Consider the following 26,269-nt stretch of genomic DNA (forward strand, 5'->3'; position numbering starts at 1 on the left):
CCCGTGGCGTCCGGCCGGGATGCCGGGGGGAGGGGCGTGGCGGTCGGGTTCGCTCGGGTTGTCGGCTGTCCCGTGCGTGGCTGCTGCCCACCCGTTCGGTCTCGTCGGCTTTCTGCCGGTGGTCCGGGCGGGCCCGTCCGTCAGCTCGGCTGCTCGGGTTCTCCGTCGGGGTGGGCCAGGGTGAGGAAGTGCTCCGCCAAGGGGTGGGCTCCGCGGTCGGCTCGGCGCTCGGCGGTCTCGCGCTGTCGGCGGGGCTCACGCCGTCCGCACTGCCGTGGGCGGCGGCCGGTGTCGCCGCCGCCGGTCTGGGCCTTCACCTGGTGAGCGCCCGGCGCTCCCGGCACGCCGGGCGCCTGGGTACCCTTGGCGAGTATGAGCACTCTTGAGCCCGAGCCCGAGCGCGGGGCAGGAACGGGAACCCTCGTAGAGCCGACGCCGCAGGTGTCGAACGGTGACGGCGACCACGAGCGTTTCGCCCATTACGTCCAGAAGGACAAGATCATGGCGAGCGCGCTCGACGGCACTCCCGTCGTGGCGCTCTGCGGCAAGGTCTGGGTGCCGGGCCGCGACCCGAAGAAGTACCCGGTCTGCCCCATGTGCAAGGAGATCTACGAGTCCATGGGCGCCGGTGGCGACAAGGGCAAGGACGGCAAGGGCGGCGACGGCAAGAAGTAGCCGGAGCCGCACGTCGGCCGGGCGCGGCCGGCGGGTCCGCCGCCGCCGGGTGCGGGCGGCGCGGACCGCCGCGCGGGGCCGGTGCGCCGCAGCAGTACAGGGCCGAGGGCCCGGGTTCTCCGTGAACCCGGGCCCTTCGTCGTGTCCGGGGGGCGGAGCCGGCCCGCCCGTGGCCGGGCGCGGGCCTGGTGACGTACGGGCCCGAAAGTCCGGTGGGCGGTGAGTGGTGGAGACCTTTGGCGAACCCTTGTCCGACCGGGCAACGCCCTTTAACCTCCTCAGAGTTGTGCACTGCGAAACGCCCGTTGCGTATGTTGCAACACTCTTGGAGGTCCCGTCATGCACCTCTCCGCCCGTCTGGCCGCCGCCGGAGCGGCGCTCGCCCTGACCGCTCTCACCGCCACGGCGTGCGCCCCGGCCACCTCGTCCGGCGCCGCCGGAGGTGACTCCCGGACCGGCACGCTGCGGGTCTGGCTCTTCCGGGAGGTCGGCAACGCCCCCAAGGAGAAGGTGGTCCGGCAGGCCGTCGCCGATTTCACCGCCGCCCACAAGGGCGTGAAGGTCACCGTCGACTACATCCCCGTCGACACCCGCGCCCAGCGCGTCAAGGCCGCCTTCAACGACCCGTCCGGCGCCCCCGACGTCATCGAGTACGGCAACACCGACACCGCCGGATATGTCGCGGACGGCGGACTCGCCGACGTGACGGAGGAGTTCGGCGCCTGGTCCGAGGCGAAGGACACCGACCCCACCGCACGGCGGGCGGTGACCGTGGACGGCAAGATCTACGGCGCCCCGCTCTTCGTCGGCGTCCGCGCCCTCTACTACCGCACCGACCTGTTCGAGGAGCTCCACCTCCGGCCCCCGGCCACCCAGGACGAGATGGCCGCCGCCGCACGGAAGATCCGGGCGGCCCGCCCCGGGATGTACGGACTCGCCGTCGGCGGCGCGTACACCTATGGCGCGCTGCCGTTCCTCTGGTCGGCCGGTGGCGCCCTCGCCACCGAGAAGGGCGGCACCTACACCGCCGCCGTCACCACCCCGGAGGCCAGGAAAGGCATCGCCGCGTACGCCGCGCTCTTCGGCGACGACAACTGCCCGGCGTCCAAGTGCGCCGGGATGAACGGCAACGACACCGTCACCGCCTTCGCCGCCGGACGCGCCGGGATGGCCATCGGCGGCGACTTCAACCACCGCGCCGTCCAAGCCGGCAAGGTCAAGGGGAAATACGGCGTCGTCCCGCTGCCCGGCCGGAAGAAGGGCGAGATCGCCCCGGCGTTCGCGGGCGGCAACAACATCGGCGTCCTGCGCAGCACCTCCCACCGCACCCTCGCCGTCGACCTGATGGAGCGGCTGGCCGGGAAGAAGACGCAGCGCGGCCTCTTCGACGCGATGGGCTTCCTGCCGACCTTCACCGACGTCCGCGCCGAGGCCGCGAAACGGCAGCCGTACGTCAAGCCGTTCACCGACACCCTCGACGCCGGGGCGGAGTTCGTGCCCGTCACGCCGGGCTGGGCCACCGTCGACGCCTCGCTGGTACTGCCCACGATGTACCAGCAGATCGTCAGCGGCCGCAAAAGCGTCGACGCGGCGGCCACCGAGGCGGCCCGCGCCATGGACGGGGCCTTCCACAAGTGACCACCCTGCGCAGCGGGCCCCGCGCCGCCCGCGTCCGCCCCCGCGCCGCACCGCGCGGCCCCGCCCGGCGCCACGGCGGCTGGACCCCGTGGCTCTACCTCGCCCCGGCGCTGGCCGTCCTCGGCGCGCTGCTGGTCTACCCGATCTACCAGCTCGGCCTGATCTCGTTCCTCGAATACACCCAGGCGCAGGTCAGCGGCGGTCGGCCGACGACCTTTCAGGGGCTGGGCAACTACGCCGCGCTCTTCGGCGACGGGGAGTTCTGGTCGGTCCTGCTCGCCACCGTGTTCTTCGCCGCGGCGTGTGTGCTCGCCACCCTCGCCACCGGCTGCGCGCTGGCCGTGCTGCTCACCCGGGTCCGGGCGCTGCCCCGGCTCGCCCTGATGCTCGCCGGGCTCGGCGCCTGGGCCACGCCCGCCATCACCGGCTCCACCGTCTGGCTCTTCCTCTTCGATCCGGACTTCGGCCCCGTCGACAAGGTGCTGACCACCCTCGGGCTGAGCGGCTTCGCCGATTTCTCCTGGACGTACGACCGCTACACCGCCTTCGCGCTCGTCCTCCTCGAAGTCGTCTGGTGCTCCTTCCCGTTCGTCATGGTCACCGTCTACGCCGGGATCCGCGCCGTGCCCGCCGAGATCGTGGAGGCCGCGTCCCTGGACGGTGCCTCCGCGTGGCGGATCTGGCGCGGCGTCCTCGCGCCGATGCTGCGGCCGATCCTCGTCGTCGTCACGCTCCAGTCGGTGATCTGGGACTTCAAGCTCTTCACCCAGATCTATGTGATGACGGACGGCGGCGGGGTCGCCCGGCAGAACCTCGTCCTCAACGTCTACGCCTACCAACGGGCCTTCGCCTCCTCGCAGTACAGCCTCGGCGCGGCGATCGGCGTCGTCATGCTGCTGCTCCTGCTCGGCGTGACCCTCGTCTATCTGCGGCTGCTGCGCCGCCAGGGGGAGGAGCTGTGAGCCGACCGCGCACCGAGGAGACCGGTACGGGCGGGGCGGCCCGGACGGCAGCGGCCCGCGCTCCGCAGGCCGGTGTCCCGGAGGGCGACGCGCCGCCGGGCCGCGCCGCCGGGCCCCGTGCCCCCGCCCCCGTCCGCCGCCGAGGCCCGCGCCGTCCCTGGCGGCTGGCCGCCGAGGCCGCGACGCTGCTGATCGCCGCCGTCGTCGCCTTCCCGCTCTACTGGATGGTGCTCTCCGCCTTCAAACCCGACGCGGAGGTCCAGTCGGACTCCCCGCGTCCCTGGACGCTCGCGCCCTCCCTCGACGCCTTCCGGCGCGTCTTCCAGCAGGAGGACTTCGGCCGCTACTTCCTCAACAGCCTCTTCGTCGCCGGGACGGTGGTGGTGCTCTCCGCGCTGATCGCCTTCCTCGCCGCCACCGCCGTGACACGGTTCCGCTTCCGCTTCCGCACCACGCTGCTGATCATGTTCCTGATCGCGCAGACGGTGCCCGTCGAGGCGCTGACCATCCCGCTCTTCTTCCTGCTGCGCGACGTCGGCACCGCCGTGCCCGGCATCGGCCTCAACACCCTCGGCTCGCTGATCCTGCCGCACCTCGCCTTCTCGCTGCCGTTCGCCATCTGGATGCTGCGCGGCTTCGTCCGGGCCGTCCCCGAGAGCCTGGAGGAGGCAGCAGCCCTGGACGGGGCGAGCCGGGCCCGCTTCCTGTGGCGGATCCTCTTCCCGCTCGTCCTCCCCGGACTCGTCGCCACCAGCGTCTTCTCCTTCATCTCCACCTGGAACGACTTCCTGTTCGCCAAGTCGTTCCTGATCAGCGCCACCGAGAACTCCACCCTGCCGATGGCGCTGCTCGTCTTCTTCAAACCCGACGAGAACGACTGGGGCGGCATCATGGCCGCGTCGACCGTGATGACCCTCCCCGTCCTCGTCTTCTTCGTACTCGTACAGCGCCGACTGGTCTCGGGCCTCGGCGGCGCGGTGAAGGACTGAAGGGTTCCCGTATGCCTGACCACTCCACCACACACCCCGGCGCCCCGGACCACACCGTCATTCCGCTTCCGCTCCGGGCCGACGCCCTCCCGGACGGCGACGCGTTCGTCCTCGACGCGGCCACCGGCATCGACGCCGGACCCGGCACCGAGGGCACCGCCCACTGGCTGCGCACCGCCCTCGGCGCCGCCACCGCCCTGCCGCTGCCCCCGCACCACGACGGCTGCCGCGGCCGTATCCGGCTGCGTACCGACCCGGAACTCGCCCGCCGCCTCGGCCCCGAGGGCTACCGCCTCACCATCGACGGCGCTCTCCTCGCCCTCGACGGCGGCGGCCCGGCCGGGGTCTTCTGGGCGGCCCAGACGCTGCGTCAGCTCCTCGCCGACGACACCGCCGACGTCTTCCGCCGCGCACCGCTCACCCCCGGCGTCCGCGCCCGGTCACTGCCGCCGCTGCGGATCGAGGACGCCCCGCGCTTCGGCTGGCGCGGCATGATGCTCGACGTCGCCCGGCACTTCACGCCCAAGGAGGGTGTGCTGCGCTGGATCGACCTGCTCGCCGCCCACAAGCTCAACGTCCTGCATCTGCACCTCACCGACGACCAGGGCTGGCGGATGCCCATCGACCGCCACCCCGAACTCACCCGCACCGGCGGCTGGCGCGCCCGCACCAAACTCGGCCACCGCGCCTCGCCGTTGTGGACCGACATCCCGCACGGCGGCCACTACACCAAGGACGACCTGCGCGAGATCGTGGCCTACGCCGCGCGCCACCACATCACCGTCGTCCCCGAGATCGATATCCCCGGCCACTCACAGGCGGCCATCGCCGCGTACCCGGAACTCGGCAACACCGACGTCATCGACACGTCCTCCCTCTCCGTCTGGGACACCTGGGGCGTCAATCCGAACGTACTCGCCCCCACTGACAACGCCGTCCGCTTCTACGAGGAGGTGCTGGAGGAGGTCCTGGAGCTGTTCCCGTCGCGCTACGTCCACCTCGGCGGCGACGAATGCCCCAAGGAGCAGTGGAAGGCGTCCGACGCGGCCCAGAAGCGCATCGCCGAGCTGGGTGTCGACGGCGAGGACGGTCTCCAGAGCTGGTTCCTCGGCCACTTCGCCCGCTGGCTCGCCGACCGCGGCCGGTGCCTCATCGGCTGGGACGAGATCCTTGAGGGCGGTCTGCCCGAGGGCGCCGCGGTCTCCTCCTGGCGCGGCTACGCCGGGGGCGTCGCCGCCGCTCGCGCCGGCCACGACGTCGTCATGTGCCCCGAACAGCAGGTCTATCTGGACCACCGGCAGGACGCCGGGCCCGACGAGCCGGTGCCGATCGGCTTCGTCCGCACGCTGGAGGACGTCTACCGCTTCGAACCCGTCCCCGACGCCCTCACCGACACCGAGGCGGAGCGGGTGCTCGGCACCCAGGCCAACGTGTGGACCGAGGTCATGGAGAGTCAGGAACGCCGTGACTACCAGGTCTTCCCGCGGCTGGTGGCGCTCGCCGAGGTCGCCTGGTCCCGGCTGCCCGCGCCCGAGGACCGCGACTACCAGGAATTCGACCGCCGGATGACCGCCCACTACCCGCGCCTGGACGCGCTCGGCGTCGCCTACCGCCCGCCCGGCGGCCCCCACCCCTGGCAGCGGCGCCCCGGTCTGCTCGGACGCCCGATCGACGGGCCGCCCCCGAACGTGTGAGCCGCCGTACGAACGGGGCGCCCGTGCGGGCCGCTCCCGGGCCGGCCGGCCGCCGGACCGGGGCGCCGCGCGGGCGCCCCGGCGTACCCGTACGGCCCCGTACCACCGCCGCCCCACGGGCCCGCCACCCCGGACGAAAGCGGACCGGCGCGCCGTTCGGGACGGAACACCGCTTCGCGGACCCTCGCGCCGGGCGCCCGCGAGAATGTGCCAGAGTTGCCACGTCCGGACCGTGAGCACGTACCGTACGGCGAGCGGAACTGCCGGGACACCGGGGAAGGGGCAGCTGGCTTGACCACGCACGCACCGCAGGCGTCGCACACGGTGACGTTGCCGGCCTCGCTCGACGAGGCGGTGGCGGCCCTCGCCGCCATGCCCGCCGCCGTACCCGTCGCGGGCGGCACCGACCTCATGGCGGCGGTCAACGCCGGACTCCTCAGACCCGCGGGCCTCGTGGGTCTCGCCCGGATCAGTGAAATCCGCGGCTGGCAGTACCAGGACGGCCACGCCCTCCTCGGCGCCGGACTCACCCTCGCCCGCATGGGGCGCCCCGACTTCGCCGCGCTGATCCCCGGGCTCGCCGCCGCCGCGCGCGCCGCCGGGCCGCCGCAGATCCGCAACGCCGGGACGCTCGGCGGCAACATCGTCAGCTCCGCGCCGACCGGCGACACCCTGCCGGTCCTCGCCGCCCTGGAAGCCACCTTGATCATCGCGGGCCCCGGGGGCGCCCGCCGCGAGATCCCGGTGAGCCACCTCCTGGCGGGCCGCGAGATGCTGCGCCCCGGCGAACTCGTCGGCTATGTCCGGGTTCCGCTGCTGCACGCCCCGCAGACGTTCCTCAAGGCCACCGGGCGCACCGGCCCCGGCCGCGCCACCGCCTCCGTCGCGCTCGTCCTCGACCCGGCGCGGCGCGGGGTGCGGTGCGCCGTCGGCGCCGTCGCCGCGATGCCGCTGCGGCCCCTGGAGGCCGAGCAGTGGGTGGCCTCCCTCATCGACTGGGACGGCGAACGCGCCCTCGTCCCGGAGGCCCTGGCGGCCTTCGGCGACTACGTCGCGGCCGCCTGCATCCCCGACCCGGCGCCGCCGCAGGACGGCTCCGAGCCGCAGACCCTGCCGCCCGCCGCGCTGCATCTGCGCCGTACGGTGGCGGCCCTGGCCCGCCGCGCACTTGGGAGGGCGCTCTCGTGAGCGACGACAACCGCAGGCCGCAGCCCGAGCAGGGCTGGCAGCCGCTGCCGCAGGGCGGCGAGTACGAGCAGGAGGCCACGGCCTTCGTGCAGCTGCCCGAGGGGTTCACCACCGCGGCCCTCGGCGGCGGCGACTACTACCAGCCGGGCGCCGACCCGCTCGCCGCGCCCGGTCACGGCTACGTCCCCCCGGCCACCTTCACCCCGCCGATCCCCGGCGCCGGCACCGACCCGTCGGCCACCGGCCAGTGGACGATGCCGTTCGCCGACCCCTCCGCCGGGTACGCCGACCCGTCGGCCGGCTACCCCGACCGCACCGGGCAGGAGGCCGGGCCGACCGGCACCCCGCCGCACGGCACACCATGGGGCGGCGACCACGTCGAATGGCCGGTCGCGGGCGGTACGGACGCCGTCGGCGGCACCGGCCAGTGGGCGGTCCCGGGCGCCCCGGACGACGTCCTGGAGGAGTCCGGCGAATACCTGGTCGACGACGGCCGTACCGCCCCGCACGGCCAGGGACCCACGGGCGGCTACCCCGCCACCGGGTACCGCACCGGCTACGACCCCGCCGCCCCCGGTGGCGACACCTACACCGGCCAGGACCTCGGCCACCCGGCCCCCGACCCGTACGGCTACGCCCCGTCCGGTGACACCTACGGCGGTCAGGGCGGCTACGGCGGCCACCCCCTGGGGCAGGACCCGCTGTTCGGCGGTATCTCCGAGGACCCGTACCCGCAGGGCGGCGCCGGTCACGGGCTGCCCCAGGACACCGCCCACGGCACCGGCGACGCGTACGGCGCCCAGGAGGCGGCGCCGCCCGTGACGCCGGGCGGCGGCAGCGGCCACTGGTCGCTGCCCGCCGACGCGCTCGCCCAGTGGCCGCCGGCCGACCCGGCCACGCCGGAGGCGCCCGCCCCCGAGACCCCTGGCCACCTCGCCGAGCCCCCGGCGGACACCGCGTCCTGGACCGTTCCCACCGCCGCTGAACAGCCCGATGTCTCCGGCGAGTTCCCCCTCGACGCGGTACGCGACGGGGCCTACGGGACGTACTCCGGCTACGGCGCACCCGTCGGCGGCGCGGCCCGTCCGGACGCGGCGGAGACGGCGCACACCGAGACCGCGCACGCCCCCGGTGAGCAGGGCGCGCCCGCCTCGTCCGGGCTCGGCGCGGACACCGTTCCGGAACCGGCGGCGCCCGCCGGGGAGCCGCACACCGCCCCGGACGAGCGGCACCTCACCGCGGAACCGTTCGTCGGGGACGCGCCGTACGCCACCGGGGAGCCGCAGGTACCGCAGGCGGACGCCGGTGCGGCGGGCACCGCCACCGGTCTCTCCGCCGAGGGCCTTCCCGTGGACGGACTTCCTGCGGACGGCCTGCCCGCCGCCGGGATCCCGGGCGCACCGGGGCCGGAGTCCGGCCTGCCCGGAGCGCCGGGGGCGGAGCCGGACGCACCGGCGCACCTCCAGGGGCTTGGCCACGCGCCCGGCCAGGGCCCCGGTCACGCGCCGGACCACGAGCCCGTTCACGCGCCTGGCCACGCGCCCGTTCACGAGCCCGGCCGGGAGCCTGTCGCCGCGCCCGGCACGGCCGTTCACGGCACGCCGCCGCACGGCGTTCCCGTACCGGAGGCCGTACCCGCCGCGGAGGACACCGTCACGGCGGTGCCCGTCGCCGACCACGCGGCCACCGGGCCCGAGGCCGGTCACCCGGAGGACGCGCCGGTACCCGACCCGGGGGACGTCGCGAGCCCCGGGACCACCGACGGCACCGGGGCGGCCGGAACCGGGACCACCGGGGCGGTCGACGGGACGCCGGAGCCTGTTGGGGCGCATGAGGTCACCGAGGCCCCCGAGGCGGCCCCCCGGCAGCCCGGCGACGACGGTCCCTCCCCGGCCGCCCCCGGGCAGCCCGAGACCGCCGCACCCGAAGGCCCCGAGGACACCGCCCCGGAGACGGCCGGTCACGAGACCGCCGGTCACGAGACGGCCGCGCCCCACGCGCCCGCGCCCGGCACCGCCGTTCCCGACGCGGTCGCCCTCGACGCGTCCGCTCCTGACTCCGCCCCCGATATGGCGGCTCCCGACCCGGCCGTTCCCGACGCGGCCCCCCAGGTGCTGCCGCACTCCGGGCCGGACACCGCCGGGGCCGACGCGTACGCCGAGGAGCACCCGCACGCCTCGTACGTGCTGCGGGTCAACGGCGCCGACCGGCCGGTCACCGACGCCTGGATCGGTGAGTCGCTCCTCTACGTGCTGCGCGAGCGGCTCGGGCTCGCGGGGGCCAAGGACGGCTGCTCCCAGGGCGAGTGCGGGGCCTGTTCCGTGCAGGTGGACGGGCGGCTGGTCGCCTCCTGCCTGGTGCCCGCCGCCACCACCGCGGGCAGTGAGGTCCGTACGGTCGAGGGGCTCGCCGAGGGCGGCCGCCCCTCCGACGTGCAGCGTGCCCTCGCCGAATCCGGCGCCGTCCAGTGCGGTTTCTGCATCCCGGGCATGGCGATGACCGTGCACGACCTGCTGGAGGGCAACCACGCCCCCAGCGAACTGGAGACCCGCCAGGCGCTCTGCGGCAACCTCTGCCGCTGCTCCGGGTACCGCGGGGTGCTCGACGCCGTCGACACCGTCGTCACCGCCCGGCAGAAGGCCGCCGAGGCCGCCGCGGAGGCGGAGGCGCCCGAGGGCGCGGCGCACATCCCGCACCAGGCGGGCCCGGCGGAGCCCGCCCCGCAAGGGGCGCATGAGCCAGGCCCGCACGCCCCGGACGGACACGGTGGCGCCCCCGGCCACGACCCCGACGAACCCCACGGTCCGGACGCACCGCACCGGACGGGAGGCCCCGCATGAGCGGCACGACCGACGCAGCCACCGCGACACCCGCCGCCGGGGTGCCGATCCCGCCCGTCGAGCCGCCGCCGCACGGGCTCGGCGTCTCCCTGCCGTCCGCCGACGCGTCCGCCAAGACCCAGGGCACCTTCCCGTACGCCGCCGACCTCTGGGCCGACGGGCTGCTGTGGGCGGCGGTGCTGCGCTCGCCGCACCCGCGCGCCCGGATCGTCTCCCTCGACACCGCGCAGGCCGCCGAACTGCCCGGTGTCCGGGCGATCGTCACGCACGCGGACGTCCCCGGGGACGCCGGGCACGGCCGCGGCGTCGCCGACCGCCCGGTGTTCGCCAAGGACGAGGTGCGGTACCACGGTGAGCCGATCGCCGCGATCGCCGCCGACCACCCGGACACCGCGCGGCTGGCCGCCGCCGCCATCGCCGTCGAGTACGAGCTGCTGGAGCCGGTCACCGACCCGCAACTCGCCTTCGAGGCCGAGCCGCTGCACCCGGACGGCAACCTCATCCGGCACATCCCGCTCCGCTTCGGCGACCCGGAGGCCGTCGGCGAGGTGATGGTCGAGGGGCTGTACCGCATCGGCCGGCAGGACCCCGCGCCCATCGGCGCCGAGGCCGGGCTCGCCGTGCCGCGGCCGGACGGCGGCGTGGAGATCTACACCGCCTCCACCGACCCGCACACCGACCGCGATCTGGCCGCCGCCTCCTTCGGCCTCGACCCCGAGCGCGTCAAGGTCGTGGTGACGGGCGTGCCCGGCGCCACCGCGGACCGCGAGGACCCCGGCATCCAGCTCTCCCTGGGACTGCTGGCGCTGCGCACCGGCTGCCCGGTCAAGCTCGCCGCGACCCGCGAGGAGTCCTTCCTCGCCCACGCCCACCGCCACCCGACGCTGCTGCGCTACCGCCACCACGCGGACGCCGACGGCAAGCTGGTGAAGGTCGAGGCGCAGATCCTGATGGACGCCGGGGCCTACGCGGACACCTCCGCCGAGGCGCTGGCCGCCGCCGTCTCGTTCGCCTGCGGCCCGTACGTCGTGCCGCACGCCGTCATCGAGGGCTGGGCGGTGCGCACCAACAATCCGCCCTCCGGCCATATGCGCGGTGAGGGCGCGATGCAGGTCTGCGCCGCCCACGAGGGCCAGATGGACAAGCTCGCGGCGCGGCTGGGCCTGGAGCCGGACGAGATCCGGCGGCGCAACGTCATGGCCACCGGTGATCTGCTGCCCACCGGCCAGACGGTGACGTGCCCCGCGCCCGTCGCCGAACTGCTGCGCGCGGTCACCGAGGCGCCGCTGCCGGAGCTGCCCAAGGACACCCCGGAGGCGGAGTGGCTGCTGCCGGGCGGCCCGGAGGGCGCGGGGGAGCCGGGCGCGGTGCGCCGCGGCGTCGGCTACGCGCTGGGCATGGTGCACATGCTGGGCGCGGAGGGCGCCGACGAGGTGTCCACCGCGACCGTCAAGGTCAGCGGGTCGGTCGCCACCGTCATCTGCGCCGCCGTGGAGACCGGCAGCGGTTTCGCCACGCTGGCGCGGCAGATCGTGCAGGAGACGCTGGGCGTCGATGAGGTGCACATCGCGGGCGTCGACACCGATCAGCCGCCCGCCGGGCGCGCCTGCCACAGCCGCCACACCTGGGTCTCCGGCGGCGCCGTCGAACGGGCCGCCAGGATGGTCCGCACCCAGCTCCTCCAGCCGCTGGCCCACAAGTTCGGGATGTCCACCGAGCTGCTCCAGATCACCGACGGCAAGATCACCTCGTACGACGGGGTGCTCTCCACCACCGTCGCGGAGGCGCTGGACGGCAAGGAGCTGTGGGCCACCGCGCAGTGCCGTCCGCATCCGACGGAGCCGCTGGACGAGTCCGGGCAGGGCGACGCGTTCGTGGGGATGGCGTTCTGCGCGATCCGCTGCGTCGCCGACGTCGACATCGAGCTGGGCACCGTCCGCGTGGTGGAGATGTCCGTCGCGCAGGACGTCGGCCGGGTGCTCAACCCGCGGCAGCTACGGGCCCGGATCGAGGCGGGCGTCACCCAGGGGCTGGGCGCCGCGCTGATGGAGAACCTGCGCACCACGCGCGGTCAGGTGCGCCACCCGGATCTGACCGGTTACGCCCTGCCGACCGCGCTGGACGCGCCGGACATCCGCATCGTGAGCCTGGTCGAGGAGCGCGACGTGGTCGCCCCGTTCGGCGCGAAGGCGGCGAGCGCGGTGCCGGTGGTGACCTCCCCGGCGGCGGTGGCCTCCGCGGTCCGCGCGGCCACCGGCCGGCCCATCGGCCGGCTCCCGATCCGCCCGCAGGCGGCGGTGGCGCAGAGCGCGCAGGGCGCGCCGCAGGCGCACGCGTAGGGCCGCCCCGGGGGCGCCGTGCCGCGGGGCGGCGCCCCCGGGAAGCGGCGGCGAAAACGCCCTGAAGGCGGTCCCCGCCGAGGTCGGGGCCGCCTTCAGGGCGTGCGGCGGTCCGTTCCGGGACGGTGCGTGGAGCACGACGACGCGACAGCGCGCCGTCCGCGGAACGAACGCCGTCGAGGGCGGTCCACCCGCAGCGGGACCGCCCTCGATGAGTCCCTGATCGAGGGACCGGAGGCCGTGGCGGGAATCGAACCCGCGTAACTCGCTTTGCAGGCGAGTCCCTCAACCACTCGGGCACACGGCCGGGATGAGGCGATGCACCGACTGTAGGCAGACCCGCGCGGCCCCCGGAACCCTCCGGCCCGCCCCGCCACGAGGCCGCAACACGGGGCACACGTACGGCAATACGCGGCAACGGGCGGTAACGCGGGGCAACGCGGGGTTCATCCGTTGGTCCCGGCGCCCGCCGCTGACGCGGGCCCCCCGCGCCCGGGTCGTGCGGGGCCCCGCGCCTGGCCCGTGCGGGATGCGGGCACCGGCCCGTGTGGGACCCCCACGCTCGGCCCGTACGGGATCCCGCGCCTGGCCCGTGCGGGATGCGAGCACCGGGCCGTGCGGGCCCCCGCGCCCGGGTCGTGCGGACCCGCGTCCGGCCCGTGCGGGATCCGCCCGGCCCGTACGGGATGCCGGTCCGTGTCCGGGGCCCGGGGTCCGTGCCTGTGGCCGCCGCCGACGCGTGCAGCCCGTACGGGATGCGGACAGCCGGCCCGTACGGGATCCCGCGCCTGGCCCGTGCGGGATGCGAGCACCGGGCCGTGCGGGCCCCCGCGCCCGGGTCGTGCGGACCCGCGTCCGGCCCGTGCGGGATCCGCCCGGCCCGTACGGGATGCCGGGCCGGTCCGTGTCCGGGGCCCGGGGTCCCTGCCCGTGGCCGCCGTCGGAGTGCCGCCCTTACGGGCCCCGGGACCTGGCCCGTACGGGACCCACGCCCGTCCCGTACAGGGCGACTTCCCGGCCCGTACGGGGTCCGCGCCCGTCCCCTACGGGATCCGCCGCCCGCCGCCCGCGTACGTGTCCCGTACGGCCTCGTACACCCCCGTACGGGTCCCGTCGTAGGCCCTTCGGCCGAGGGAGATACCCGTCCGATGTCCTGTCCGGGGACAGGGGCGGTGCGGCGTGTCGGCCCTTACGCTGGGCCGATGACCGCCGACTCCGCGCGCGACAGCGATGTCGTCACCTCAGCCGTTCCGCCGTCCGCCCCGGATGTTCCGGGGCCCGTTCCGGAGGGCGGGCCGCCGGGTGGGGGCGTGTTCGGGCGGGGGTACCGGGCGCTGACGCTCGGGATCGTCTCGGTGGTGTCGCTGATCGCCTTCGAGGCGAGTGCGGTGAACACCGCGATGCCCCTCGCCGCCCGGGCGCTGCACGGCATCGGGCTGTACGCGTTCGCCTTCTCCGCGTTCTTCACCACCAGCCTCTTCGCGATGGCGCTGGCGGGGGAGTGGAACGACCGGCGGGGGCCGCTGGTGCCGCTGTTCACCGGGATCGGCGGGTTCGGCGCCGGGCTGGTGATCGCGGGGGCGGCGCCGACCATGGGCCTGTTCGTCGCGGGGCGCGGGGTGCAGGGGCTCGGCGGCGGGCTGGTCATCGTCTCGCTGTACGTCGTCGTCGGGCGGGCCTATCCGGAGCGGCTGCGTCCGGCGGTGATGGCGTCGTTCTCGGCGGCGTGGGTGCTGCCGGTGATCGTCGGTCCGCTGGCCGCCGGGAGCGTCGCCGAGCATGTCGGCTGGCGCTGGGTCTTCCTCGCCATCCCGGTCCTGGTCCTGCTGCCGCTGGCGGTGATGCTGCCCGCGCTGCGCGCCCTGCCGCGCGAGGCACCGGACCCGCGCGGCGGCCTCGGCGCGGTGCTCCGCAGCCGCCGCGCCCTCCTCGCGCTGGCCGTCGCCGCGGGCGCCTGGCTGCTCCAGTACGCGGGCGGGCACCTGACGCCGTACGCGGTGCTCCCGGCGGCCGCGGGGCTGGCGCTGCTGGTGCCCGCGGTGCGGCGGCTGCTGCCCCGGGGCACGTTCCGGGCGGCGCGGGGCCTGCCGATGGTCGTGCTGATGCGCGGGCTGGCGGCCGGGGCGCTGGTCACCGCGGAGAGTTTCATCCCGCTGCTGCTGGTCACCGAGCGCGGCCTGTCCGCCACCCTCGCCGGACTCTCCCTCACCGGCGGCGGTCTGACCTGGGCGCTCGGCTCGTACGTCCAGAGCCGCCCGCGGTGCGAGCCGTACCGGGAGCGGCTGATGGGCGCCGGGATGGCGTTCTTGGCGGTGGCCATCGCGGCGGTGCCGCTGGTGCTGGCCGCCGCGGTCCCGGTGTGGACGGTCGCGGTGGCGTGGACGGTCGGCGGTTTCGGGATGGGGCTGAACATCTCCAGCGGCGGGGTGCTGCTGCTGAAGCTGTCCCGGCCCGAGGAGGCGGGCGCCAACTCCGCGTCGCTCCAGATGGCGGACGCGCTCGGCAACGTCGTCTTCGTCGGCCTCGGCGGCGCCCTCTTCGTCGCCTTCGGCGGCGGCTCCCCGGCCACCGGTGCGGGCGCCCACGCCGCCGCTGCCGCGCCGCCCGCCGCCTTCCTCGCCGTCTTCGCCGCGATGGCCGTGGTGGCGGCTCTCGGCGCCGCCCTGGCGGGACGGCTGCGACCTGCGGAGACGGTCTAGAGGAGCCTGCGCGACGGGCGGGTGGGGGCCGGGCGGCGCGGTGTGAGGTCGGTCCCAACCCCGGCGCCCGGACGGCCGGAACACCGCGCCGCCCCGCCTCGCCCCGGTAGGCTGACGCGGTTGCCGATCGCCGAGCCAGCCGACGGAGACCGTGACTACCACCACCAGCGCCACCAGCAATCACCACCTGTCCCCGGCCTTCCCGGGCCGGGCCCCCTGGGGTACCGCGAACAAGCTGCGCGCCTGGCAGCAGGCGGCCATGGACCGGTACATCCAGACCCAGCCCCGGGACTTCCTCGCCGTCGCGACCCCGGGAGCCGGAAAGACCACCTTCGCGCTCACCCTCGCCTCGTGGCTGCTCCACCACCACGTCGTGCAGCAGGTGACCGTCGTCGCCCCGACCGAGCACCTGAAGAAGCAGTGGGCGGAGGCCGCCGCGCGGGTCGGGATCAAGCTCGACCCGGAGTACAGCGCGGGCCCGCTGGGCCGCGAGTACCACGGCATCGCGATCACGTACGCCGGTGTCGGCGTCCGGCCGATGCTGCACCGCAACCGCATCGAGCAGCGCAAGACGCTGGTCATCCTCGACGAGATCCACCACGCCGGTGACTCCAGGTCGTGGGGCGAGGCGTGCCTGGAGGCGTTCGAACCGGCCACCCGGCGGCTCGCGCTGACCGGTACGCCGTTCCGCTCCGACACCAACCCGATCCCCTTCGTCACGTACGAGGAGGGCAACGACGGCATCCGCCGCTCGTCCGCCGACTACACCTACGGCTACGGCAACGCCCTCGCCGACGGCGTCGTCCGCCCGGTGATCTTCATGTCCTACAGCGGCAACATGCGCTGGCGGACGAAGGCGGGTGACGAGATCGCGGCGCGGCTCGGTGAGCCGATGACCAAGGACGCCGTCTCGCAGGCGTGGCGGACCGCGCTGGACCCGCGCGGCGACTGGATGCCGAACGTGCTGCGCGCCGCCGACCAGCGGCTGAGCGAGGTCCGCAAGAGCATCCCGGACGCCGGGGCGCTGGTCATCGCCTCCGACCAGGAGCAGGCGCGGGCGTACGCCAAGCTGATCCGGGAGATCACCGGGCGCGGCGCGACGCTGGTGCTCTCCGACGACAGCGGCGCCTCGCAGCGCATCGACGACTTCGCCGCCTCCGACGACCGCTGGATGGTCGCGGTCCGGATGGTGTCCGAGGGCGTCGACGTCCCGCGCCTGGCCGTCGGCGTGTACGCCACGACGATCTCCACCCCGCTCTTCTTCGCGCAGGCCGTGGGCCGTTTCGTACGGTCCCGCAAGCGCGGCGAGACGGCGTCGGTGTTCCTGCCGACCGTCCCGACGCTGCTCGGCTTCGCCAATGAGATGGAGGTCGAGCGCGACCACGTCCTGGACAAGCCGAAGAAGGACGGGGACGAGGACCCGTACGCCGAGTCCGAGAAGGAGATGGACGAGGCCAACCAGGCGCAGGACGAGGACACCGGGGAGCAGGAGCAGTTCTCGTTCGAGGCGCTGGAGTCGGACGCGGTCTTCGACCGGGTGCTCTACAACAGCGCCGAGTTCGGCATGCAGGCGCACGCGGGCAGCGAGGAGGAGCAGGACTACCTCGGCATCCCCGGGCTGCTGGAGCCGGACCAGGTGCAGATGCTGCTCCAGAAGCGGCAGGCGCGGCAGATCGCGCACTCCAAGAAGAAGCCCGCGGAAGAGGCGGATCTGCTGGAGCTGCCGGCCGAGCGGCGCCCGGTGGTCAGCCACAAGGAGATGCTGGAGCTGCGCAAGCAGTTGAACACGCTGGTCGGCGCGTACGTCCACCAGAGCGGCAAACCGCACGGCGTGATCCACACCGAGCTGCGCCGGGTCTGCGGCGGCCCGCCGAGCGCGGAGGCCACCGCCGGTCAGCTCACCGAGCGGATCAAGAAGGTCCGGGAGTGGGCCACGCGGATGAAGTGAGCGGGCGTGGCCCGCGGAGCTGAGTGAGGAGGCGGTGCGCCCGGCGCACCGCCTCTTCGCGTACGGTGCGGAGGCGGGCGCGAGCTACGTCAACCGCGGTGCGGGCAGGGAAAGTTACTCGCAGGTCAGGGGGATTTAGCGAACATTCCGGACGGGAAAGACCGGATTCTGGACGGGGACTTCCGCTGACCGGACCAGCTCGCTACTGTCCCGTCACGCACACGCCCCGTGGCAGCGCCGCCGCGGAGCGCAGCCGGTGCATGCGGCCGGCGGCCTCTTGCGCGCGCTGCACCGGGACCGCAGCGCCCCGCGCCGATGATGCCGCCACTCGACCAGGAGGGGGCGTCGTGACCGCGGAGACCTCCCAGACGCTCGACCGGGGACTGCGCGTCCTCAAACTGCTCGCCGACACCGACCACGGCCTGACCGTCACCGAGCTCTCCCAGAAGCTCGGGGTCAACCGCACCGTGGTCTACCGTCTGCTGGCCACGCTGGAGCAGCACGCGCTGGTCCGCCGGGATCTCGGCGGCAGAGCCCGCGTCGGTCTGGGCGTACTGCGCCTGGGCCGGCAGGTGCATCCGCTGGTGCGGGAGGCGGCGCTGCCCGCGCTCCGCTCGCTCGCCGAGGACATCGGTGCCACCGCGCACCTCACCCTCGTCGACGGCACCGAAGCGCTGGCCGTCGCCGTCGTGGAGCCGACGTGGACGGACTACCACGTCGCGTACCGGGCCGGGTTCCGGCATCCGCTGGACCGCGGGGCCGCCGGGCGGGCGATCCTCAAGGCCCGTCAGGGCCGGGTCCAGGACGCCGGGCTGGCGCTGACCCACGGCGAGCTGGAGGCGGGCGCGAGCGGCGCCGCCGCACCGCTGCTCGGCGTCAGCGGTATCGAGGGCAGTGTGGGCGTGGTGATGCTCGCCGACGCCGTCTCCGAGCGGATCGGTCCGCGGGTGGTCGACGCGGCGCGGGAGGTCGCGGAGGCGCTGCGCTGAACCGGCCGGGCGGTGCGCGCCGCCGGGCGGTCCGCGGGGTGTGCCCGTGCCGGACGTGCGGTGCCGGTGCCCGGTCCGGGGTCCTCTAGGGTGGCGGGGTGTCCTCCCGCGCTCGTGCCCTGACGATCTGTGCCGCCCTGGTCCTCGCCCTGCTGCTGACCGCCGCCCTCGCGCCGCTGCCGTACTCGCTGGCGTACCCGGGGCCGACGGCGAACGTCCTCGGCGACAACAAGGGGAAACCGGTGATCACCATCTCCGGTGCCGACACCCGCCGGACCAGCGGCCAGCTACGGATGACGGCGATCGTCGCCACCGGGCCGGACGCCCCGGTGCACCTGCCGGACCTGGTCCGGGGCTGGTTCCGCGCGGACGAGGCGGTGATGCCGTCCGAATCGGTCTACCCGGTGGGCGACAACACCGAGGAGGTCGCGCGGCACAACGCCGCGGAGATGAAGGAGTCGCAGGACGCGGCGGTCGGCGCCGCGCTGGGGCAGCTGCACCGGTCGGCCCGTGACGTCGAGGTCACCCTGCGGCTGGCGGACATCGGCGGGCCGAGCGCCGGGATGATGTTCGCCCTCGGGATCATCGACAAGCTCGACGGGGACGGCTCTGGGGGCGAGCTGACCGGCGGCCGGACCATCGCCGGTACCGGCACCATCGAGACCGACGGGAGCGTCGGCCCGGTCGGCGGGGTGCCGCTGAAGATGCGGGCGGCGCACCGCGACGGCGCCCGGCTCTTCCTCGTCCCGAAGGCGGAGTGCTCCCAGGCGGTCGCGGAGCGGCCCCGCGGGATGCGGCTGATCCCCGTCACCACTCTCAAGGGCGCGCTGGACGCGCTCAAGGCGCTGAAGAGCGGCGGGTCGGTCCCGAGCTGCTGAGGCGGGGCGGGGCCGTGCGGTGAGCCCGGTCGGGCGGGAGGCGTGCGGTCCTCGGCCCGGCCGGGAGGCGTGAGGTCCCCGCCGCCTGCCGCCGCCTCACCCCTCCTTGATGAATCCCTTGGCGATCAGCCACTCCTTGGCGACCTCGTGGGGGTCCTTGCCCTCGACGTCGACCTGGGCGTTCAGTTTCTGGGCGACGGTGTTGTCCAGCGCCTCGGTGACGGGGTTGAGGAGTCCGGCGATCTCCGGGTGCTTCTTCATCGTCGGGGCGTACATCTCGGGCGCCGCGTTGTAGTTGGGGAAGAAGCGCTTGTCGTCGGCGAGGACGGTGAGGTGCATCGCCTTGATGCGGCCGTCGGTGGTGTAGACCTCGCCGAAGGTGCAGGCGGTGCCCTGGGAGGTCTGGGTGTAGACGACGCCGCTGGTCATCTTGTGGATGTTGCCCGGCGGGAGCTGCATGCCGTACCGCTTCGCCATGCCGGGCAGTCCGTCGTTGCGGGCGGCGAACTCGCTGTCCACGCAGAGGGTCACCGCCCCCGGGTCCTTCTTCAGCAGCGCCGCCATGCCGGAGAGCGTGGTGACGCCGTACTTGCGGGCGTTGGCGCGGTTGAGGGTGAACGCGTAAGTGTTGTTGAGGCGGGCGGGCGGCAGCCAGACGAGGTTGTTGGCGCGGTCGGCGTCGCGGACCGCGACCCACTGCTGATGCGGGTCGGTGATCGGCTTGTCGTGGCCGAGGTAGGTGATCCAGCCGGTGCCGGTGTACTCGTACATGCCGTCGGCGGTGCCGCTGCGGACCGCCTCGCGGGCGCCGATGCTGCCCTGGATGTTGGTCTTGTCGATGACGGTGGCGCCGGCCGCCTCGAAGACCAGGCCCATGATCTGGCCGAGGATGATGTTCTCGGTGAACTCCTTGGAGGTCACGGTCAACTGGGCGCCCTTGAGGGGCAGGCCGCGGCCGAGGGTGCCGGGGCGGACGTTGTCGGTCATCGGGCTGCCGCTGACCAGACCGCAGCCGCCGAGGAGGGTGACCACGGCGGCCAGGGCGGCGGCGCGGGCGGTGCGGCGCGGGCGGCGGCGCACGGGGCTCGGTGCCATCAGCGCGTTCCCTCCAGACCGTGCGGCCGCAGCAGCACTTCGACGAGTTGGGCCAGCCAGTCGACCAGCAGCGCGAGCGCCACGGTCAGCACGGAGCCGAGGACGAGGACCGGCATCCGCTGGGTGATGATGCCGGCCGAGATCAGGTCGCCGAGCCCGCCGCCACCGCCGAACGTGGCGAGCGTGGCGGTGCCGACGTTCAGCACCAGCGCGGTACGCACCCCGGCGAGGATCAGCGGGACGGCCAGCGGGAGTTCGACCCGGGCCAGCACACCGGTCGCGGACATGCCGATGCCGCGGGCCGCCTCCGTCAGCGTCGGGTCGATGGCGCGCAGTCCGGCGATGGTGTTGGCGAGCACCGGGAGCACCGCGTAGACCACCATGCCGATGACCGCGGCTCTCGTGCCGATGCCCAGCCAGATGACGAGCAGCACCAGCAGGCCCAGGGCGGGCACCGCCTGGCCGAGGTTGGCGACGGCGACCGCGAACGGTGTCACGCGGCGCAGCCGGGCGCGGGTCAGCGCGATGCCCAGCGGGATCGCGATGATCAGTACGAAGAAGGTGGAGACGGCGGTGAGCTGGATGTGCTGGCGCACCGCGAGGCCGACCTTGCCGTTGTCGACGGCCTGGTGGGCGATGGAGTCGAGGCGGGCGCCGCGGAACCAGAGCCAGGTGGCGAGGAGCGCGGCGGCCAGGAACAGCGGCATGGCCAGCGCCTGTTGCCAGGTGATCCGGCGCAGCCCCCGGGGCGGTGCCGCGGACGCGGCGGCGGCGCCCGTGTCCTCCCGCTCACGTATCTCGTCCCGGAACGCCAGCCCGCCCACCTCGTGTTCGCCCGGCGGCCGCTCGTCGCGGGGTGCGCGGCGCTCCTCGCGGGGGCTCATGCCGGGGCCCCCGCGCCGCCTTCGCCCACGCCCTCCTGCGCCATGCGGGTGCGGCGGGCCCGCGCCTCCTCCAACTGGTGGCGGTGTTCGATGGCCTCCAGGCGGTCGGCCTCCAGCAGTTCGTGGACGTTGTTCATCAGCGTTTCCATGTCGACGACGCCGATGTACTCGCCGCGCCGTCCGGTGACCGCGACCCGGCCCGTGTTGTCGGTGAGGACCGCCTCCAGCGCGTCGCGCAGCGTCGCGTCGCGGGTGACGGTGTCGTGCACCAGCGTCCCGGCGCGCGCCAGCGTTCCTTTCGCGCGCATCAGATCGCCGCGCCGCAGCCACTTGTAGGGGCGGCGGTGGCGGTCGAGCAGCAGCACCTCGTTGGTGTCGCCGTCGCGCAGCAGGTCGAAGATGGACGACAGCGGGTCGTCGACGCCGGCGGTGGGGAAGTCGACGATGCCGACGTCCCGTACGCGGGTGAGGTTGAGGCGTTTGAGGGCGGCGCCGGCGCCGACGAAGCCGGAGACGAAGTCGTCGGTGGGGTTGGTGAGGATCGCCTCGGGGGTGTCGAACTGCGCGATGTGGGAGCGCTCGCGGAGCACCGCGATCCGGTCGCCGAGCTTGATCGCCTCGTCGAAGTCGTGGGTGACGAAGACGATCGTCTTGTGCAGCTCGTGCTGGAGCCGGATCAGCTCGTCCTGGAGGTGGTCGCGGGTGATCGGGTCGACGGCGCCGAACGGCTCGTCCATCAGCAGCACCGGCGGGTCGGCGGCGAGCGCCCGGGCGACGCCGACGCGCTGTTGCTGCCCGCCGGAGAGCTGGCGCGGGTACCGCCCGTGGAACTCGCCCGGGTCGAGCCCGACGAGGTCGAGCATCTCCTCGACGCGGTTCTTCGTCCGCGCCTTGGACCAGCCGGTCATCTTCGGGACGAGGGCGATGTTCTGGGCGACGGTCATGTGCGGGAAGAGGCCCGAGGACTGGATGGCGTAGCCGACGGTGCGGCGCAGTTTGACCGGGTCCATGCCGGTGACGTCGCGGTCGCCGATGCGTATCCGGCCGGACGTCGGCTCGATCAGCCGGTTGATCATCTTCAGCGTGGTGGACTTGCCGCAGCCCGACGGGCCGACGAAGACGACCAGCTCACCGGCGTCGATCTCCATCGTCACATCGTCCACGGCGGGCGCCGGGCTGCCCGGGTAGTGCTTGGTGAGGTTCTCCAGCCGGATGTTGGCACCGGAGACCGCGGCGGGCGCGGCGGCCCCTTCGGCGGTGGGCACGGACGTCTCAGGCACGGATCCCCCTGGGAATGGTCAGCCGTCCTATGAGGACGTACGCGGCGTCGAAGAGCAGGGCGAGGACGACGATCCCGAGCGTGCCGGAGAGCACCTGGTTGAGGGCGTTGGCGCTGCCCAGCGACGAGATGCCGCGGAAGATCTCGTTGCCGAGACCGGGGCCGGACGCGAAGGCGGCGATGGCGGCGATGCCCATCAGCATCTGGGTGGCGACCCGGATACCGGTGAGGATCGGCGGCCAGGCCAGCGGCAGTTCCACCCGCAGCAATTGGGCGGCGCGGGACATGCCGATGCCGCGCGCCGCGTCCACCAGCGTGGCGTCCACCCCGCGCAGCCCGACGATGGCGTTGCGGACGACGGGCAGCAGCCCGTACAGCGTCAGGGCGATGACGGTCGGGGCGACGCCGAGGCCGACGATCGGGATGAGCAGACCGATCAGGGCCAGCGAGGGGACGGTGAGGATCGTCGAGGTGGCGGTGGTCGCGAGGTGTCCGGCCCATTCGCTGCGGTACGTCGCGACGCCCAGCGCGACGCCGAGGACGGTGGCGGCCACCATGCACTGGAAGACCGCGCTGGCGTGCTGCGCCGCGTCGGTCAGCAACTGGGCGTGGCGGCTGCCGAGGTACTCCCAGAAGCTCACTGGCCCCCTCCTCCGTCAGTCCTCCGACGCCTGTTGCACCAGAGGGATGATGCGCAGCGGGACCGGATTTTCCATCACGATCGCCGTCGAGGCCCGCACGATGCCATCAAAACCGACCACCAGGTCGATCACACGTTGGAGATCGGCGTTGGAGCGTGCGACGAGCCTGCAGAGCATGTCCCCATGTCCGGTCGTTGTATGCAGCTCCAACACTTCAGGAACGGTCGTCAAGTGAGCACGTACGTCCGCTCCTTGGCCTTGTTTGATCTCCAATGTGGCAAATGCGGTCACCGGGTAGCCGAGTGCCGCCGGGTCCACCTCCGGGCCGAAACCCCTGATGACTCCATTCGACTGAAGCCGGTCCAGCCGCGCCTGGACGGTGCCGCGCGCCACGCCCAACCGCCGCGACGCCTCCAGCACCCCGATCCGCGGCTCGCGCGCCAGCAGCTCGATGAGCCGCCCGTCCAAATGATCGATCGCCACCGCGCATCCCTCCGTTACCGATGGTCATCCTGTACAGATAGCCCGGCACAACCCCCGAACCGCTAGGCATAGTGCCCAGTAGATACGCGAACTATTGCGCACCTTGTGGATCGGAGGGAATCTGCGGCCATGGCAGACACGATGCACACTCAGCCCACCCCCGGCACGGCCCGACAGGCGGACCCCTTCCCGGTCAAGGGGATGGACGCGGTCGTCTTCGCCGTCGGCAACGCCAAGCAGGCCGCGCACTACTACGCCACCGCCTTCGGCATGACCCGCGTCGCCTACTCCGGACCGGAGAACGGCAGCCGCGAGACCGCCAGTTACGTGCTCGAATCCGGCGGCGCCCGGTTCGTCTTCACCTCCGTGATCAAGCCGTCCTCCGACTGGGGCCGCTTCCTCGCCGACCATGTCGCCGCCCACGGTGACGGCGTCGTCGATCTCGCCATCGAGGTCCCCGACGCCCGCGCCGCGTACGCCTACGCCACCGCCCACGGCGCCACCGGCATCGAGGAGCCCTACGAGACGAAGGACGAGCACGGCACCGTCGTCCGCGCCGCCATCGCCACCTACGGCGAGACCCGGCACACCCTCGTCGAACGCCGCGACTACACCGGCCCGTACCTGCCGGGCTACGTCCCCGCCAAGCCGCTCGTCGCCACCGGACCCCGCCGCTTCCAGGCCATCGACCACTGCGTCGGCAACGTCGAACTCGGCAGGATGAACGAGTGGGTGGCCTTCTACAACAACGTCATGGGCTTCACCAACATGAAGGAGTTCGTCGGCGACGACATCGCCACCGAGTACTCCGCGCTCATGTCGAAGGTCGTCGCGGACGGCACCCGCAAGGTGAAGTTCCCGCTCAACGAGCCGGCCATCGCCAAGAAGAAGTCGCAGATCGACGAGTACCTGGAGTTCTACGGCGGTCCGGGCGTCCAGCACATCGCGCTCGCCACCAACGACATCGTCGCCAGTGTCCGCGCCATGCGCGAGGCGGGTGTGGAGTTCCTCGACACCCCCGACTCGTACTACGACACCCTCGGCGAGTGGGCCGGTGAGACGCGGGTGCCCGTCGAGACGCTGCGCGAGCTGAAGATCCTCGTCGACCGCGACGAGGACGGCTATCTGCTGCAGATCTTCACCAAGCCGGTCCAGGACAAGCCGACCGTCTTCTTCGAGATGATCGAGCGGCACGGCTCGATGGGCTTCGGCAAGGGCAACTTCAAGGCCCTCTTCGAGGCGATCGAGCGCGAGCAGGAGCGCCGCGGCAACCTCTGACCGCCCCGCCGGCGGCCACCTCGCCACCGGCCCGCACACCGCGGCGCCGCCGGAGCTTCCCCGCGCCCGACCGGCCGGCGCCCGGCCGCGTCCGGCCCGCCGCCCCGTCCCGTCCGACGGGGCGGTGGGCCGCCGCGGCACGCCCGCCGCGGGGCCCGGCGGCCGCCGGTGCGGATGGCCGGGTTCCGTCCCCGCCGTGATCTTCCGTACGGCCCCCGCGGATGCGACGCTGACGCCATGGACCTTCTCGCACGGCTGCGCGCCGGCCTCCCCGACGAAGCGATCCTCACCGACCCGGACGTCACCGGCGCCTACGCCCGGGACATGGCGGGCTTCTGCGACGCCGGGCGGCCCGCCGCGGTCGTCCTGCCGCGCACCGCCGAAGAGGTCCAGCACGTCATGCGCACCGCCACCGCGCTGCGCGTCCCGGTCGTCCCGCAGGGCGCCCGCACCGGCCTGTCCGGCGCGGCCAACGCCACCGACGGCTGCCTGGTCCTCTCGCTCGTCAAGATGGACCGCATCCTGGAGATCAACCCCGTCGACCGCACCGCCGTCGTCGAGCCGGGCGTCATCAACGCCGTCCTCTCCCGCGCGGTGAACGAGCACGGGCTGTACTACCCGCCGGACCCCTCCAGTTGGGAGGAGTGCTCCATCGGCGGCAACATCGGCACCGCCTCCGGCGGCCTGTGCTGCGTCAAGTACGGCGTCACCGCCGAGTACGTCCTCGGCCTCGATGTCGTCCTCGCCGACGGCCGGCTGCTGTCGACCGGCCGCCGCACCGCCAAGGGCGTCGCCGGCTACGACCTCACCCGCCTCTTCGTCGGCTCCGAGGGCACCCTCGGCGTCGTCGTCCGCGCCGTCCTCGCCCTGAAACCGAAACCGCCGCGGCAGCTCGCGCTCGCCGCCGAGTTCCCCTCCACCGAGGCCGCCTGCGCGGCGGTCTGCGCGATCATGGCCGAGGGCCACACCCCGTCGCTCCTGGAGCTGATGGACCGCACCTGCGTCCGCGCCGTCAACGACTACGCGCGCATGGGCCTGCCCGACACCACCGAGGCGCTGCTCCTCGCCGCCTTCGACACCCCCGACGCCGCCGCCGACCTCGCCGCCCTCGGCGCGCTGTGCACCGCCGCCGGCGCCACCGAGGTGGTCCCCGCCGACACCGAGGCCGAGTCGGAACTGCTGCTCCAGGCGCGCCGCGTCACCCTCCTCGCCCTGGAACGCGTCCGCTCCGCCACCATGATCGACGACGTCTGCGTCCCCCGCTCGCAGCTCGCCGCGATGCTTCACGGCACCGCCGCCATCGCCGCGAAGTACGACCTGACCATCGGCGTCTGCGCCCACGCCGGGGACGGCAACACCCACCCCACCGTCTGCTTCGACCCCGCCGACGCCGACGAGTCCCGCCGGGCCCGCGCCTCCTTCGACGAGATCATGGCCCTCGGCCTCGAACTGGGCGGCACGATCACCGGCGAACACGGCGTCGGCATCCTGAAGAAGGAGTGGCTCGCCCGCGAACTGGGCCCCGTCGGCCTCGAAATGCACCGCTCCATCAAGCAGGCATTCGACCCCCTGGGCCTGCTCAACCCCGGGAAGCTGTTCTGACACCGGGGCGGGCCCCTCACGGCCCGCCACCGCCGTACGGTCCGGGCGCCGCGTCCCCGCCCCGTACGCCACCGGGCGCGCCCCACCGCCGGATGCGGCCCCGCCGCCCCGGACGCACGATGGGAACTGCCCGCCGCCTTCCGCGCGGCGGCGACCGTACGCGGCCGG

The 26,269-nt window shown here is 74.0% G+C and carries 19 protein-coding genes and 1 tRNA gene; 14 read left to right on the forward strand and 6 right to left on the reverse strand.

What is annotated here, in order from left to right; translation table 11 throughout:
* Positions 1–372: 372 nt before the first annotated feature.
* The 8 genes from ACGH2B_RS17895 (at position 373) to ACGH2B_RS17930 (ending at position 12,325) form a co-directional block, all read left to right on the forward strand.
* Positions 373–675, forward strand: a complete 303-nt coding sequence (locus ACGH2B_RS17895) for a DUF3039 domain-containing protein (protein WP_399090285.1) — start codon at positions 373–375, stop codon at positions 673–675.
* Between the two features lie 339 nt (positions 676–1,014).
* Positions 1,015–2,313 (forward strand): extracellular solute-binding protein, encoded by a 1,299-nt coding sequence (locus tag ACGH2B_RS17900; protein ID WP_399090288.1) that lies wholly within the window; start codon positions 1,015–1,017, stop codon positions 2,311–2,313.
* 5 nt (positions 2,314–2,318) lie between these two features.
* Positions 2,319–3,275, forward strand: coding sequence for a carbohydrate ABC transporter permease (locus ACGH2B_RS17905; protein ID WP_399097095.1), 957 nt, complete (start codon positions 2,319–2,321; stop codon positions 3,273–3,275).
* A gap of 164 nt (positions 3,276–3,439) precedes the next feature.
* A complete protein-coding gene (locus ACGH2B_RS17910; RefSeq protein ID WP_399097098.1) occupies positions 3,440–4,264 on the forward strand; it encodes a carbohydrate ABC transporter permease in 825 nt (274 codons plus the stop codon).
* Between the two features lie 11 nt (positions 4,265–4,275).
* Positions 4,276–5,958, forward strand: coding sequence for a beta-N-acetylhexosaminidase (locus tag ACGH2B_RS17915; protein ID WP_399090291.1), 1,683 nt, complete (start codon positions 4,276–4,278; stop codon positions 5,956–5,958).
* A 291-nt stretch (positions 5,959–6,249) separates the two neighbouring features.
* On the forward strand, positions 6,250–7,146 hold the full coding sequence (locus ACGH2B_RS17920; protein ID WP_399090294.1) for an FAD binding domain-containing protein: 897 nt from the start codon (positions 6,250–6,252) through the stop codon (positions 7,144–7,146).
* On the forward strand, positions 7,143–9,986 hold the full coding sequence (locus tag ACGH2B_RS17925) for a 2Fe-2S iron-sulfur cluster-binding protein (protein WP_399090297.1): 2,844 nt from the start codon (positions 7,143–7,145) through the stop codon (positions 9,984–9,986). Before ACGH2B_RS17920 ends, ACGH2B_RS17925 begins: the two co-directional genes overlap by 4 nt.
* Positions 9,983–12,325 (forward strand): xanthine dehydrogenase family protein molybdopterin-binding subunit, encoded by a 2,343-nt coding sequence (locus ACGH2B_RS17930; protein WP_399090300.1) that lies wholly within the window; start codon positions 9,983–9,985, stop codon positions 12,323–12,325. The genes ACGH2B_RS17925 and ACGH2B_RS17930 overlap by 4 nt, the downstream gene beginning before the upstream one ends.
* Positions 12,326–12,560: 235 nt before the next feature.
* On the opposite strand, the gene ACGH2B_RS17935 is transcribed toward ACGH2B_RS17930, so the two are convergent.
* Positions 12,561–12,632: transfer RNA gene (locus ACGH2B_RS17935), tRNA-Cys, on the reverse strand.
* Positions 12,633–13,527: 895 nt separating this feature from the next.
* Here ACGH2B_RS17935 and ACGH2B_RS17940 point away from each other — a divergent pair.
* The 4 genes from ACGH2B_RS17940 to ACGH2B_RS17955 all read left to right on the forward strand — a co-directional run bounded on the left by ACGH2B_RS17940 (position 13,528) and on the right by ACGH2B_RS17955 (position 18,839).
* Positions 13,528–15,024, forward strand: a complete 1,497-nt coding sequence (locus tag ACGH2B_RS17940) for an MFS transporter (RefSeq protein ID WP_399090303.1) — start codon at positions 13,528–13,530, stop codon at positions 15,022–15,024.
* A gap of 151 nt (positions 15,025–15,175) precedes the next feature.
* A complete protein-coding gene (locus ACGH2B_RS17945; protein WP_399090306.1) occupies positions 15,176–16,972 on the forward strand; it encodes a DEAD/DEAH box helicase in 1,797 nt (598 codons plus the stop codon).
* A gap of 347 nt (positions 16,973–17,319) precedes the next feature.
* A complete protein-coding gene (locus ACGH2B_RS17950; protein ID WP_399090309.1) occupies positions 17,320–17,961 on the forward strand; it encodes an IclR family transcriptional regulator in 642 nt (213 codons plus the stop codon).
* A gap of 98 nt (positions 17,962–18,059) precedes the next feature.
* The gene (locus ACGH2B_RS17955) at positions 18,060–18,839 is read left to right on the forward strand and encodes a S16 family serine protease (RefSeq protein ID WP_399090313.1); all 780 of its coding nucleotides are present in this window, start codon (positions 18,060–18,062) and stop codon (positions 18,837–18,839) included.
* Positions 18,840–18,935: 96 nt separating this feature from the next.
* Here ACGH2B_RS17955 and ACGH2B_RS17960 read toward each other — a convergent pair whose 3' ends face one another.
* From ACGH2B_RS17960 to ACGH2B_RS17980, 5 genes are read right to left on the reverse strand one after another with little or no spacing between them, the layout of a single operon-like run.
* A complete protein-coding gene (locus tag ACGH2B_RS17960) occupies positions 18,936–19,934 on the reverse strand; it encodes a glycine betaine ABC transporter substrate-binding protein (protein WP_399090316.1) in 999 nt (332 codons plus the stop codon).
* Positions 19,934–20,818, reverse strand: coding sequence for an ABC transporter permease (locus ACGH2B_RS17965; protein WP_399090319.1), 885 nt, complete (start codon positions 20,816–20,818; stop codon positions 19,934–19,936). Before ACGH2B_RS17965 ends, ACGH2B_RS17960 begins: the two co-directional genes overlap by 1 nt.
* Entirely contained in the window at positions 20,815–22,098 is a 1,284-nt protein-coding gene (locus ACGH2B_RS17970) for a betaine/proline/choline family ABC transporter ATP-binding protein (RefSeq protein WP_399090321.1), read from the reverse strand. The genes ACGH2B_RS17965 and ACGH2B_RS17970 overlap by 4 nt, the downstream gene beginning before the upstream one ends.
* Positions 22,091–22,738 (reverse strand): ABC transporter permease, encoded by a 648-nt coding sequence (locus ACGH2B_RS17975; protein ID WP_399090325.1) that lies wholly within the window; start codon positions 22,736–22,738, stop codon positions 22,091–22,093. The genes ACGH2B_RS17970 and ACGH2B_RS17975 overlap by 8 nt, the downstream gene beginning before the upstream one ends.
* Before the next feature lie 15 nt (positions 22,739–22,753).
* Positions 22,754–23,221 carry an Lrp/AsnC family transcriptional regulator gene (locus ACGH2B_RS17980; protein ID WP_399090328.1) on the reverse strand — a complete coding sequence of 156 codons (468 nt, stop codon included), beginning with the start codon at positions 23,219–23,221 and terminating at the stop codon, positions 22,754–22,756.
* A 129-nt stretch (positions 23,222–23,350) separates the two neighbouring features.
* Here ACGH2B_RS17980 and hppD point away from each other — a divergent pair, with 129 nt between their 5' ends.
* Both hppD and ACGH2B_RS17990 read left to right on the forward strand, forming a co-directional pair.
* Entirely contained in the window at positions 23,351–24,499 is a 1,149-nt protein-coding gene (gene hppD / locus ACGH2B_RS17985) for a 4-hydroxyphenylpyruvate dioxygenase (RefSeq protein WP_399090331.1), read from the forward strand.
* Between the two features lie 237 nt (positions 24,500–24,736).
* Positions 24,737–26,101 (forward strand): FAD-binding oxidoreductase, encoded by a 1,365-nt coding sequence (locus ACGH2B_RS17990; protein ID WP_399090334.1) that lies wholly within the window; start codon positions 24,737–24,739, stop codon positions 26,099–26,101.
* Positions 26,102–26,269 lie beyond the last annotated feature (168 nt).

It is taken from the genome of Streptomyces sp. BBFR2 (assembly GCF_044497305.1).
In the GTDB taxonomy this organism is placed as follows: Bacteria; Actinomycetota; Actinomycetes; order Streptomycetales; family Streptomycetaceae; genus Streptomyces.

Excerpts from the sequence above, each read along its gene's own strand:
- ACGH2B_RS17895 (WP_399090285.1), top strand. The coding sequence starts at position 373 with ATGAGCACTCTTGAGCCCGAGCCCGAGCGCGGGGCAGGAACGGGAACC.
- ACGH2B_RS17900 (WP_399090288.1), top strand. The coding sequence starts at position 1,015 with ATGCACCTCTCCGCCCGTCTGGCCGCCGCCGGAGCGGCGCTCGCCCTG.
- ACGH2B_RS17915 (WP_399090291.1), top strand. The coding sequence starts at position 4,276 with ATGCCTGACCACTCCACCACACACCCCGGCGCCCCGGACCACACCGTC.
- ACGH2B_RS17930 (WP_399090300.1), top strand. The coding sequence starts at position 9,983 with ATGAGCGGCACGACCGACGCAGCCACCGCGACACCCGCCGCCGGGGTG.
- ACGH2B_RS17940 (WP_399090303.1), top strand. The coding sequence starts at position 13,528 with ATGACCGCCGACTCCGCGCGCGACAGCGATGTCGTCACCTCAGCCGTT.
- ACGH2B_RS17960 (WP_399090316.1), bottom strand. The coding sequence starts at position 19,934 with ATGGCACCGAGCCCCGTGCGCCGCCGCCCGCGCCGCACCGCCCGCGCC.
- ACGH2B_RS17965 (WP_399090319.1), bottom strand. The coding sequence starts at position 20,818 with ATGAGCCCCCGCGAGGAGCGCCGCGCACCCCGCGACGAGCGGCCGCCG.
- hppD (WP_399090331.1), top strand. The coding sequence starts at position 23,351 with ATGGCAGACACGATGCACACTCAGCCCACCCCCGGCACGGCCCGACAG.
- ACGH2B_RS17990 (WP_399090334.1), top strand. The coding sequence starts at position 24,737 with ATGGACCTTCTCGCACGGCTGCGCGCCGGCCTCCCCGACGAAGCGATC.